This window comes from Dellaglioa sp. CoH-57-MRSF-18 (assembly GCF_056781995.1).
Genome location: NZ_JBXAXX010000007.1, coordinates 30,639 through 43,100, shown reverse-complemented (window position 1 = coordinate 43,100; position 12,462 = coordinate 30,639). Strand labels below are relative to the sequence as shown.

Here is a 12,462-nt window from a genome sequence, read left to right as displayed (position 1 = left end):
ATATTTTGACTAAACAACTAAGTACTGAAGATTTCGATTATGAATTGCCTCAAGAATTAATTGCGCAAACACCCTTAGAAGAACGTGATGCATCTCGGATGTTAATCTTGGATCATGAGACAGGTAAAATCAAGGATGATTATTTCTATAATGTAATTGACCAATTAAATGCTGGGGACGCTCTTGTAATGAACGATTCGCGGGTGATGCCTGCTAGAATTCATGGAATTAGACCTGATACTGGTGGCCACATCGAAGTGTTGCTATTGAACAATACTGATGGTGATAACTGGGAAACATTAGTAAAACCTGCTAAAAAAATGAAGGTTGGTTCTGTGATTAGTTTTGGTGATGGCCGCTTAACGGCAACGATCATTGAAGAGCTAGAACATGGTGGCCGCATGATTCGTTTTGAATATGAGGGTATATTTATGGAAATTCTGAATGAACTTGGCGAAATGCCGCTACCTCCTTATATTAAAGAAACGCTTGAAGATCAAGAAATGTACCAAACGGTTTATTCAAAGGAAGTTGGATCGGCAGCAGCACCTACAGCTGGTTTACATTTTACAAATGAATTATTAGAAAAGATTGAAGCTAAAGGTGTTCATCTTGTTTATTTAACGCTACATGTTGGATTAGGGACATTTAGACCTGTTAGTGAAACGAATATTGCAGACCATAAAATGCATAGTGAATTTTATCGTTTAACTGAGGATGCAGCTCAACAATTAAATGATGTTCGTAAATCAGGTGGTAAAATTATTGCGACAGGAACAACTACAATTCGGACACTTGAAACAATTGGCTCAAAATTTAAGGGCGCTATTCAAGCTGACAGTGGTTGGACGGAAATTTTCATTAAACCAGGATATGAATTTAAGGTTGTTGAAGGATTTATAACTAATTTTCATTTACCAAAATCAACATTAGTAATGTTGGTTGCAGCATTTACAGGAAGAGAAAATATTTTAAACGCATATAAACATGCAGTTGATTCTAAATATCGATTCTTTAGCTTCGGCGATGCAATGTATATTAAATAGGATGGAGAATTAATAATGGTAGAGCCCGCAATTAAGTATCGGTTAATCAAAAAAGACAAACGGACAGGTGCCAGACTTGGTGAAATTATTACACCTCACGGAACTTTCCCAACGCCAATGTTTATGCCCGTAGGTACACTAGCATCTGTTAAATCAATGGCACCTGAAGAATTAGACGAACTTGGTGCTAATATTATCTTATCAAACACCTATCATTTATGGTTACGCCCCGGTGAAGATGTCGTACAAGAAGCTGGTGGGTTACATAAATTTATGAATTGGGATAAAGGTATTTTGACTGATTCGGGTGGCTTTCAAGTATTTTCATTAGCAAAGATGCGTGATATTACTGAGGAAGGCGTCAAATTTAGAAGTCATCTAAATGGAGAAAAATTATTCTTATCACCAGAAAAAGCGATCCACATAGAAAATGCTTTAGGTGCGGATATTATGATGAGTTTTGATGAATGTCCACCATTTTCTGAAAGTTATGACTATATTAGCAAATCAGTTGATCGGACAAGCCGCTGGGCTGAAAGAGGACTTGAAGCTCATTTGAATCCGAAAGAACAGGCTTTATTTGGAATTGTTCAAGGTGGCGGTCATCGAAATTTGAGAGAACGAAGTGCGCGTGATTTAGTTTCAATGGACTTTCCTGGTTATTCAATAGGTGGGTTATCGGTAGGGGAATCAAAAGCTGAAATGAACCGCGTTTTAGATTTCACAACGCCATTGTTACCAGAAGACAAGCCACGGTATCTAATGGGTGTTGGTTCAGCTGACGCCTTGATTGATGGGGTGTTACGTGGAATTGATATGTTTGATTGCGTGTTACCAACACGTATTGCTAGAAATGGGACAACAATGACTTCAATGGGCCGTGTTGTTGTAAAAAATGCGAAATATGAACGAGACTTTAGACCATTAGATGAAAACTGTGATTGTTATACATGTAAGAATTATACGCGTGCTTATTTACGTCATCTGATTAAAGCAGATGAAACATTTGGTATTCGTTTAACTAGTTATCATAATTTGTATTTTTTAACACATTTAATGGCTGATGTTCGTCAAGCTATTATGGATGACAACTTATTAGAATTTCGTGAAGCATTTTTTGAACAATATGGATTTTATGATAAAAATCCTAAGAATTTTTAAATTTTTTTGAATAACTGTGGTGTTCAGTCAATAAGTTTGATACCCTTGTGTAGTAAGAAAAAAGAAATAGAGGTGACTTATTAATGCAATATAGTAGTATTTTAATGATTGTGGCTTTATTCGTCTTGATGTATTTCATGATGATTCGTCCACAAAAAAAACAACAACAAAAACAACAAGATATGATGAACCAATTAAAACCTGGGGATGCAGTAGTAACTATTGGTCGTTTACACGGCGTTATTGATAGTTTTGATGAAGAGGCAAAAACTGTTACACTTGATTGTGACGGTATTTTCTTAACATTTGAACGCTCAGCAATCGCACGTGTCCTTCCTGCCGCAGTTAAAGTAGAACCTGCAGCTGCAGTTAAGGAAGAAACAACTACTGATGCAGTTATTGAAACAAAAACTGAAGAAGATAAATTCTCTTCTGACGAAAAATAATTATTTTCAAGTATTAACTTTGTGCTAATCAGAGTTAATACTTTTTTTATTGTCTAGTTTAAGACCAACTTTCTTGTTTATTTTACTAATAAAATGTAAACTTATACTATTGATTTTACTAATAAAGAGGACTGAAACCTCAAAAATGAGAGTGGTGTGGAATAATGGAAACTCAACAAAAGGCCTTATTTATTATCTTTGGTGGAACCGGAGATTTAGCAAAGCGAAAATTGTATCCATCTCTTTTCAAACTATTTGAAAAAGGATTTTTAGATGCCAACTTTGCTGTAATTGGGACTGCAAGACGTCCTTGGACAGATGATTTTTATCAAAACGTTGTTACTGAATCTTTAGTTAATGTTAGCGATGATGCTAATAAAATTGCTGATTTCGTATCACATTTTTATTATCAATCACATGATGTGACTGATGTTGCACATTATATAACTTTAAAAAAATTAGCAGATAAACTTGATGAAAAATACCAAATTGAAGGTAACCGTATGTTCTACTTAGCAATGTCACCTCAATTTTTTGGTACGATTGCGACTCATTTAGGGTCACAAAAGTTAGTAACTAAAAATGGATTCAACCGTTTAATTATTGAAAAACCTTTTGGACGCAATTTTGAAAGTGCTAAAAAGTTAAATGATGAAATTACAAATACTTTTGATGAAGATCAAATATTTAGAATTGATCATTACCTAGGTAAGGAAATGATTCAAAATATTCCAGCAATTCGTTTTGGTAATATTATTACGCAAACATTGTGGAATAATAAGTATATAGATAATATTCAATTAACGTTGAGTGAGTCATTAGGTGTTGAAGAACGTGGCGGGTACTATGAAACGAGTGGCGCTATGCGTGATATGTTCCAAAATCACATTATGCAAGTTGTTTCATTATTAACAATGGACATGCCAAAAGAATTTGTTGCATCAGAAATTCGTAAAGAAAAATTAAAGGCTTTAAAAGCAATCCGTATCTTAAAACCTGATGAAGTTAATAAAAACTTTGTTCGTGGACAATATGGTGCAAATGAGGCAGGAACCGAAAAGGCTTATCGTGAGGAAAAACAGATTTCACCTGATTCAATGATTGAAACATTTATTGCTGGTCGTTTAATGATTGACAATGATCGTTGGGCTGGTGTGCCAGTTTATGTTCGCAGTGGTAAACGTCTTGTCGAGAAAAATACTGAAATCAATATTGTTTTTAAAAATGTTGAAAAAAATATTTTTGGAACAAGTGCTGAACATGAACATTTAGGTAAAGATGTATTAACAATTACAGTTGAACCTGATGAACGATTTAGATTGACGATTAATACTAAAGAAATTGGGCAAGGCTTTAACACGAATAAAACGAATTTAGATTATGTTAATTCACCTGAAACAAAAGCTAAAACACCAGAAGCATACGAAAAGTTAATTTTGGATGCGTTAGATGGAAATGCAATTAATTTTGCTCATTGGAATGAAGTTGCTAAGGCATGGAATGTAGCCGATGTGATTTTAGAGACATGGCATAACGATAATGATGATAAAACGTTATTCCCTAACTATTTAAGTGGATCGATGGGTCCAACGGCTTCAGATAAATTATTAACGGATGATGGTAATTACTGGATATACGATCCTAAAAAGTAAAAAACGTTAATCCTTCGGTATTAATTGAAGTAACTCTTGCATGATAATTTTAATTATTTAGGGAAATATTATTTTAATAGACAAAATATCAGAAGTATTATAGTACGAAAGCGATTATAAAAGTATAAATTTATAAGGAGAGTAATGATGAATAAAATTATTATAGATGAAGATTTTTGGAACATCTTTCCAGATGCACAAATTAATATTATGCTTTTAAAAGATATAGATAATCATCCTAAAGAAAATCAAACCGATTTTTATGATAACATGCTTGAACAAGCTGGGGATAAAGCTCAAAAATATTTAACAAATGAATCATTCAAAGACAATTTAGTCGTGGCTAATTGGCGTGAAGCATACCAAAATTTTAAGAAGAAAAAAGGTGCTCGTTCATCAATTGAAGCTTTACTTAAACGAGTTGATCAGGGTAAAGGTGTGGGTTCAATAAATCCGCTTGTTGACCTGTACAATAGTATTTCATTAGAGTATGGTGTACCTGTTGGTGGTGAAGATACAGATGCTATCAAAGGAGATCTTCATTTAGGTGTTGCTAAAGGTGGAGAAGCTTTTTATCCTTTAGGTGATGATAAAAATGAACCAGCTCTGCTTGGTGAAGTTTTATATTATGATGATGATGGAGCAGTTTGCAGATGCTTAAATTGGCGAGATGGTAAAAGAACAATGTTAACAGATGATACAAAAAATGCTGTTATGGTAATGGAATCTGTCAATAAAGAACAGAATGAAATTATTGATGAGGCAATGTTACAATTACAAAAGTCTATTAAAGATAATCTTAATGTAGAAGGTAAAATTTTTAAATTAAATAAGGATAATTCTGTTATAGGTGAATAATATGAAGTACCTCATAATTGTTAAACATAAGTTTAACGATAATGAGGTATTTTTATATCTTAATGGACAATAAAGAGCAATTAATTTGAAAAGGAACGTGCGTTCGTGTAAAATTGCATGAAAAGGATGTGGGACTAATGGCTGAATTAAATGGTATTACAATAGACGATAATTTATTAAAAAGAAAAATTATCCATGTCGATATGGATGCTTTTTATGCGTCAATTGAAGAGCGTGAACATCCTGAATTTATTGGACAACCATTAGTTATTGCCCAGGATCCTAGAAAAAATGGTGGTCGTGGTGTTGTTGCTACAGCAAATTATGAGGCAAGAAAATTAGGTATCCATTCTGCTATGGCAGCCCAAGAAGCTTATGAAATTTGTCCTAAAGCTATTTTTAAATCGCCTGATTTCACACTATATAAAGAAGTTTCAAGACAGCTTCATGAAATATTTCATGAATATACAGAAATGATTGAGCCAATTGCATTTGATGAAGCCTATCTTGATATTACACAGAATAAAAAAGAAATTAAAAGTGCTATTCAAGCAGCGCACATGATTCAAAGAGAAATCTATCAAAAATTACATTTAACCTGTTCAACGGGTGTTTCTTATAATAAATTTTTAGCAAAACTAGCGTCCGATTACAATAAACCAGCTGGAATGACATTAATTCTGCCAGAAGATGTCATTCCTTTTTTATCTGAATTGCCAATTGGTAAATTTAGAGGCGTTGGAAAAAAAACAGAACCAAAAATGATTAATCAAGGTATCCTTACTGGAAAAGAATTATTAGAAAAATCTGAAGTTGAATTAATTCAACAATTTGGTAAATTAGGGTACTTCTTATATAAACGAGTACGAGGTGTTGATGATCGTCCAGTCGAGTGGCAAAGAGAGAGAAAATCGATTGGTAGCGAGCGAACATACGGGAAGTTATTGATGACAACGGATGAAGTTGAAACACAACTTAGGTATATTGCACATTTAGTTTCAGAAACGTTGAGTAAACAACAAAAACATGGGAAAACGTTAGTCATTAAAGTTCGCTATCAGGATTTTACGACGCTAACAAAAAGATTAACATTGGAAGAATTTATTCGTAATGATGCAGCAACTATTTATTTTTATGGACGACAGATTTTTGACGATATATTGGGTGCAGAAAAGGGAATTAGGTTACTTGGATTAACGATGACAAATTTAGCACCAATTGGTTTTGAAAATATGAAACTACCATTATTTGGGAAAAAAGACACAAAACAGCCTTTGTAATTGGCCTCAATAACCGTTATACTTAAGAGCAACTTTGGAAACGAAAGAAGACTAAACATGAAAATTACATGGCTTGGACAATCTAGTATTCAAATTGTTACTGACGATAAGTTGACGATCTTAATTGATCCATTCATTAAAGATAATCCGTTAGTTAAAACGACTATTGACGAATTAAATCCAGATTATATTTTAGTGACGCATGCACACTACGATCATGTGGGTGATACAATTGAGTTAGCAAAAAAATCAGGGGCTAAAGTCGTTACAATCAATGAACTAGCTAATTATTTTGAAGATGAGGGTTTAATTGTTGAGCCTTTAAATTTTGGTGGTCAGCTTAAATTACCTTTCGGTTCAGTAAAACTTATTCCCGCGTGGCATACTGCTGCCTTGGTAATTGATGGTACAGCGAGAACATTAGGTGTAGCTGCAGGGTTTGAATTGCATATTGATGGGAAAGTCTTGTATCATGCAGGAGATACGGCTTTATTTTCAGATATGAAGTTAGTTAATCATATGGAACCTGTTGATTTAGCATTTTTACCGATTGGTGATACTTATACAATGGGTTTAGAAGATGCTGCAATTGCAGCTGAATTTGTACAGGCAAAAAAGGTTGTTCCAATTCATTACAATACGTTTACCAAAATTGAACAAAATCCAGTTGAATTTGTTCAATTATTGAATGATGGTGTGGGGATTATTCCCGAGATTGATATTCCATTTGAGTTCTAAGAAGGAGTCATTTAAGTGAAAATTGAGTTAGAAATTTTAAAAAAAATTAAACAATTTGATACGATTATTATTCATCGTCATCAAAGTCCAGACCCTGATGCAATTGGATCTCAATCGGGGTTAGCAGCAATTATTCGTGCTAGTTTTCCTGACAAAAAGGTTTATCAAGTTGGTGCGCCCTCAGCTGGATTAGTATGGATTAGTGACCAAGATGAAATTTCTGATGAGACGTATAATAATGCACTCGTCATCGTGATTGATACGGCTAATCGTCCAAGAGTTGAAGATGATCGATATACAAGTGGTGCCTACCTAATTAAATTGGATCATCATCCCAATGAAGACGTTTATGGTGATTTAGTTTGGGTGAAAACAAATGCATCAAGTAGTTCTGAATTAGTTATGGATTTAGTTGATGGCGTTGGTGGAGAACTTGTAGTTACTGATGATGCGGCTAGGATGTTATACGCCGGAATTGTTGGCGATACAGGTCGATTCATGTATTCAGCAACAACTGCACATACGATGCAAGTGGTTGCTGAATTAATGACTTATCATTTTTCAACTACTAAAATAAACCAAAAAATGGACAATATTACCGCAGGTGTCGCTAAGTTATCAGGATATGTATATGATAATTTAGTTATTACAGAACATAAAGCAGCATATGTCATATTGACACATGACTATCTAGATTCAATAGAGTTGGGCGATGCTGGTTCATCTCAAATTGTACCTTTACCAGGTAAAATTATTGAAGTTCAATGTTGGGCAATTTTTGTGCAGCAAAAGGATGGTAGCTATCGCGTTCGATTACGATCAAAAGGTCCTGTAATCAATCAGTTAGCAAAAGAGCATGATGGTGGTGGACATCCCATGGCCAGTGGTGCAAGAGCTAAAGACCAAGCAGAGTACGAAGAAATAGTTAAATCACTTGATGATTTAGCTAAGACATATACGGGAGAATAAAATGCCAGAAAATTTTAAAAATTTTGGATTGAAATCGTATCTTTTAAAAGCGATTGAAGCAATTCATTTTAATGTACCAACAGAAGTTCAACAACGCTTAATACCAGTTGTTTTAAAGGGTAAAAGCGTTGTAGGTCAATCACAAACGGGTAGTGGTAAAACACATACTTTCCTATTACCAATCTTTAATCAACTTGATCCTTCAAATAATACGGTTCAAGCAGTTATTACGACACCAAGTCGTGAACTTGCTTACCAAATTTATGAAGCTGCTAAGCAATTGGCAGAATTTAGTCCCGAACCTATTCATATTCAAAATTATGTTGGTGGGACAGATAAACAGCGTCAAATCGATAAATTAAGTAGAAGACAACCACAAATTGTCATTGGGACACCTGGACGTATTGCTGATTTAATGAGCAGTAACGCTTTAGATATTCATAATGCATCAACTTTAGTTGTAGATGAAGCAGATATGACACTTGATTTAGGGTTTTTGAAAGAAACTGATCAAATTGCATCTGCATTACCTTCTGATCTTCAAATGATGGTGTTTTCAGCAACTATTCCACAAAAATTACAACCATTTTTAAAGAAATACATGAAGAACCCAGTAGTTGAAGAAATTGCAGCTAAATCAGTTATTAGTGATACGATTGAAAACTGGATTATTCCAACGAAGGGTCATGATCGTAATGAAGTTATTTATCAATTAATTACGATGGGACAACCATATATCGCACTTATTTTTGCAAATACAAAAACACGTGTTGATGAAATTGTTGAGTATTTACGTGGTAAGAATTTAAAAGTTGCTAAAATTCATGGTGATGTGCCAGCTCGTGAACGAAAACGTGTCATGAAAGAAGTTCAAAATTTAGATTTTCAATATGTTGTCGCAACTGATTTGGCAGCGCGTGGAATTGATATTGAGGGTGTTTCACATGTCATCAATGATGATATTCCAAATGATTTAGAATTCTTCATTCATCGTGTTGGACGTACTGGTCGTAACGGTTTGAGTGGTATTGCGATGACGTTATATGAACCAAATGAAGAAAATAAAATTGCTGAGTTAGAAGCAATGGGGATTAAATTTGCACCTAAAGATATTAAAAAAGGTGAAATCGTTGATTCTTATGATCGTAATCGCCGTGAAAATCGTAAACAAACCAAAGATCCTTTAGCTCCAGTAATCAAAGGAATGGTTAAAAAAGAGAAGAAAAAACGTAAACCTGGATATAAGAAAAAGATTCAAAAAGCAATTAAACGTAAAGATCAAATGGATCGTCGCGTTAACAGAAAACAAAATCGTAAAGAGTCGTAAGCTTAATTTGACAATTTGAGTCGATTTCAATATAATTTTTATTAGAAACAGGGATAAATTTAAATAGCCTAACAGAAACATTTCATTTGCTGAGAGAAATGATTATTTAAAAAAGCTGCCTTGTGTTAAGTATTAATAGAATGACGTCCACTCAACGTTATCGAGTTTAAGAGGTAAACGACTAAAACATCGTTGCAAGTAAGGTGGTACCGCGCTATAAGCGTCCTTACTCGCAGCGGTGTTTTTTGCTTAAAAATAGAAGGGAAGTCACACTTATGAAAAAAATGACAAGTACTGAAATACGCCAAATGTATTTAGATTTCTTTAAAGAAAAAGGCCATACAATTGAACCTAGTGCCTCATTACTACCTGTGGATGATCCCACATTACTGTGGATTAATTCCGGTGTTGCAACTTTAAAAAAATATTTTGATGGATCAGTTGTACCAGAAAATCCTAGAATTACGAATGCCCAAAAAAGTATTCGTACGAATGATATCGAGAATGTTGGTAAGACAGCACGTCATCATACGTTATTCGAAATGTTGGGTAATTTCTCAATTGGGGATTATTTTAAACCAGAAGCAATTAATTGGGCTTGGGAATTATTAACAAGTGAAAAATGGTTCGCATTTGATGCTGAAAAACTATACGTTACTGTTTACCCAAAAGATTTGGAAGCAAAACGTATCTGGTTAGAAGAAGTTAAGTTACCAAAGGATCATCTAGTAGAAGTAGAAGATAACTTTTGGGATATTGGACAAGGACCTAGTGGACCTGATACAGAAATTTTTTATGATCGTGGACAAAGTTTTAATAACTTAGCTGAGGATGATGACGAAAATTATCCTGGTGGCGAAAATGAACGTTATCTAGAAGTTTGGAATATCGTGTTCTCTGAATTTAATCACACACCTGAAAATAACTATGAACCACTACCTCATCAAAATATTGATACGGGGATGGGTTTAGAACGTGTTGTTTCGATTTTCCAAAATGCAAAAACTAATTTTGAAACAGATTTATTCTTACCCTTAATTGATGCAACTGAAAAAATGAGTAATAATAAAAAATATGATGATAATGCCCAAGATGATATTTCATTTAAGGTTATTGCAGATCATGCGCGTGCAATTTCATTTGCCATTGGTGATGGCGCTTTACCTTCTAATGAAGGACGTGGCTATGTTATTCGTCGATTAATTCGTCGTGCAGTGATGCATGGACAAAAATTAGGGATAGAAGGATCATTTTTAACGCAACTTGTACCTGTTGTTGGTAATATTATGAAGGATTATTATCCGGAAGTTTTAGAACAATCAGAGTATATTTCTAAAATTGTTCGTTCTGAAGAAGAACGATTTAATGAAACATTAAAAGATGGATTACAGTTATTAAATAATCTTATTTTAACGACTAAAAAAGAAAATAAAGTAGAGCTAACTGGTGCTGGTGTCTTTAAATTGTACGATACTTATGGTTTTCCATTTGAATTAACGAAAGAATATGCCGAAGATGAAGGATTATCTGTAGATCAAGTAGGGTTTAACGCTGAAATGCAACAGCAGAAGGATCGTGCTCGTGCTGCACGTAGTAATGCTAAATCAATGGGTGTTCAAAATGGGATGTTAACAGATATTAAAACAATTAGTGAATATGTTGGTTATACACAAGCTAATGTGGATGACGCCAAAGTGGTTGATTTAATTGTGGATAACGAGTTAGTAGATAACATAAAACCAGGTGATAACGCTCAAGTTATTTTTTCAAAAACACCATTTTACGCTGAAATGGGTGGACAAGTTGCTGATAAAGGAACTATCAAAGATACAGAAGGCAATGTTATTGCTGAAGTTGAAGAAGTTCAACATGCACCTAATGGACAAAATTTACACGCCATTAAAGTTCTTGCAGCAATGAAAAAAGACCAATTAGTGACACTAGAAATTAATCAAGATTTCCATAAAAAAGTTGAAAAAAATCATACGGCGACACATTTACTTGATCAAGCATTGCGAGATGTTCTGGGCGAACATACACATCAAGCTGGGTCATTAGTCGAACCCACTTATCTACGGTTTGATTTTACAAATATTGGTTCCGTTTCAGAGAAACAGTTAAAACAAGTTGAAAAGATTGTTAACGATAAGATTTGGGCTGAGTTAGCTGTTGAAACTGTTGAAACAGATATTGATTCTGCTAAAAATATGGGTGCCATTGCTTTATTCTCAGAAAAATATGGAAAAATTGTGCGGGTTGTGAAAATTGGCGATTATTCAATTGAATTCTGTGGTGGTACGCACGTTTCAAATACGAGTGAAATCGGCTTATTTAAAATTATTTCTGAATCAGGTGTTGGTGCCGGCGTTCGTCGTATTGAAGCAGTAACTTCTAAAGAAGCTTTTGATTTCTTAAACGGACGTAACGAACTCTTAGAAACAGTAGCACAACAAGTAAAAGTAAATAAAGTCGTAGAAGTTTCAAATAAAATTGAACAATTACAAAGTGCATTAAAAGTAAGTGAACAACAAATTCAAGCATTTGAAGATAAAATTGCTAGCCAACAAGCTGGGGATGTTTTCAAAAATAAACAAGAAATTAATGGTAAAACGTTAATTGCAGCAAAAGTTTCAGTTTCAGGGATGTCTCAATTACGTCAATTGGCTGACCAATGGAAAACCCAAGAATTATCAGATGTTTTGGCTATTGGAACAACAAGTGATGACGGTAAAGTTAATTTAATTACGGCAGTTAGTGCTGATGGCATTAAATCAGGATTAAAAGCGGGCGATTTAATTAAGACGATTGCGCCACTTGTTGGCGGTGGTGGCGGTGGCCGACCAGACTTAGCTCAAGCAGGTGGTAAAAATCCAGCAGGTTTAGCTGATGCAATCAAAGAAGCAGCAAATTGGTTAAATAATCAAACCAAATAATAATTAAAGGAGTATTTATCTAATAATAAATAGATAAATACTCTTTATTATA

At 34.2% G+C, this 12,462-nt stretch carries 10 protein-coding genes; all 10 read left to right on the top strand.

Going from position 1 to position 12,462, the window contains the following annotated elements:
• Nucleotides 1–5 precede the first annotated feature (5 nt).
• Nucleotides 6–1,046, top strand: a complete 1,041-nt coding sequence (queA, locus tag AC1RPG_RS07265; RefSeq protein ID WP_481761843.1) for a tRNA preQ1(34) S-adenosylmethionine ribosyltransferase-isomerase QueA — start codon at nucleotides 6–8, stop codon at nucleotides 1,044–1,046.
• A 15-nt stretch (nucleotides 1,047–1,061) separates the two neighbouring features.
• Nucleotides 1,062–2,207 (top strand): tRNA guanosine(34) transglycosylase Tgt, encoded by a 1,146-nt coding sequence (tgt, locus tag AC1RPG_RS07260; protein ID WP_481761842.1) that lies wholly within the window; start codon nucleotides 1,062–1,064, stop codon nucleotides 2,205–2,207.
• 83 nt (nucleotides 2,208–2,290) lie between these two features.
• Nucleotides 2,291–2,653: a preprotein translocase subunit YajC gene (yajC, locus tag AC1RPG_RS07255; RefSeq protein ID WP_409021441.1), complete on the top strand. Its 363-nt coding sequence runs from the start codon at nucleotides 2,291–2,293 to the stop codon at nucleotides 2,651–2,653.
• Nucleotides 2,654–2,817: 164 nt separating this feature from the next.
• Complete coding sequence (zwf, locus tag AC1RPG_RS07250; RefSeq protein WP_481761841.1) at nucleotides 2,818–4,305, top strand: glucose-6-phosphate dehydrogenase; 1,488 nt, start codon at nucleotides 2,818–2,820, stop codon at nucleotides 4,303–4,305.
• Nucleotides 4,306–4,452: 147 nt separating this feature from the next.
• Nucleotides 4,453–5,163 carry a B3/B4 domain-containing protein gene (locus tag AC1RPG_RS07245; protein WP_481761840.1) on the top strand — a complete coding sequence of 237 codons (711 nt, stop codon included), beginning with the start codon at nucleotides 4,453–4,455 and terminating at the stop codon, nucleotides 5,161–5,163.
• A gap of 137 nt (nucleotides 5,164–5,300) precedes the next feature.
• Nucleotides 5,301–6,443 carry a DNA polymerase IV gene (dinB, locus tag AC1RPG_RS07240; RefSeq protein WP_481761839.1) on the top strand — a complete coding sequence of 381 codons (1,143 nt, stop codon included), beginning with the start codon at nucleotides 5,301–5,303 and terminating at the stop codon, nucleotides 6,441–6,443.
• Between the two features lie 57 nt (nucleotides 6,444–6,500).
• On the top strand, nucleotides 6,501–7,181 hold the full coding sequence (locus AC1RPG_RS07235; RefSeq protein WP_481761838.1) for a metal-dependent hydrolase: 681 nt from the start codon (nucleotides 6,501–6,503) through the stop codon (nucleotides 7,179–7,181).
• Between the two features lie 15 nt (nucleotides 7,182–7,196).
• The gene (locus tag AC1RPG_RS07230) at nucleotides 7,197–8,150 is read left to right on the top strand and encodes a DHH family phosphoesterase (protein WP_481761837.1); all 954 of its coding nucleotides are present in this window, start codon (nucleotides 7,197–7,199) and stop codon (nucleotides 8,148–8,150) included.
• Nucleotide 8,151: 1 nt separating this feature from the next.
• On the top strand, nucleotides 8,152–9,477 hold the full coding sequence (locus AC1RPG_RS07225) for a DEAD/DEAH box helicase (RefSeq protein WP_409021433.1): 1,326 nt from the start codon (nucleotides 8,152–8,154) through the stop codon (nucleotides 9,475–9,477).
• Between the two features lie 275 nt (nucleotides 9,478–9,752).
• The gene (gene alaS / locus AC1RPG_RS07220) at nucleotides 9,753–12,410 is read left to right on the top strand and encodes an alanine--tRNA ligase (protein WP_481761836.1); all 2,658 of its coding nucleotides are present in this window, start codon (nucleotides 9,753–9,755) and stop codon (nucleotides 12,408–12,410) included.
• Nucleotides 12,411–12,462 lie beyond the last annotated feature (52 nt).

Excerpts from the sequence above, each read along its gene's own strand:
- zwf (WP_481761841.1), top strand. The coding sequence starts at position 2,818 with ATGGAAACTCAACAAAAGGCCTTATTTATTATCTTTGGTGGAACCGGA.
- alaS (WP_481761836.1), top strand. The coding sequence starts at position 9,753 with ATGAAAAAAATGACAAGTACTGAAATACGCCAAATGTATTTAGATTTC.
- AC1RPG_RS07225 (WP_409021433.1), top strand. The coding sequence starts at position 8,152 with ATGCCAGAAAATTTTAAAAATTTTGGATTGAAATCGTATCTTTTAAAA.
- tgt (WP_481761842.1), top strand. The coding sequence starts at position 1,062 with ATGGTAGAGCCCGCAATTAAGTATCGGTTAATCAAAAAAGACAAACGG.
- yajC (WP_409021441.1), top strand. The coding sequence starts at position 2,291 with ATGCAATATAGTAGTATTTTAATGATTGTGGCTTTATTCGTCTTGATG.
- AC1RPG_RS07245 (WP_481761840.1), top strand. The coding sequence starts at position 4,453 with ATGAATAAAATTATTATAGATGAAGATTTTTGGAACATCTTTCCAGAT.
- dinB (WP_481761839.1), top strand. The coding sequence starts at position 5,301 with ATGGCTGAATTAAATGGTATTACAATAGACGATAATTTATTAAAAAGA.
- AC1RPG_RS07235 (WP_481761838.1), top strand. The coding sequence starts at position 6,501 with ATGAAAATTACATGGCTTGGACAATCTAGTATTCAAATTGTTACTGAC.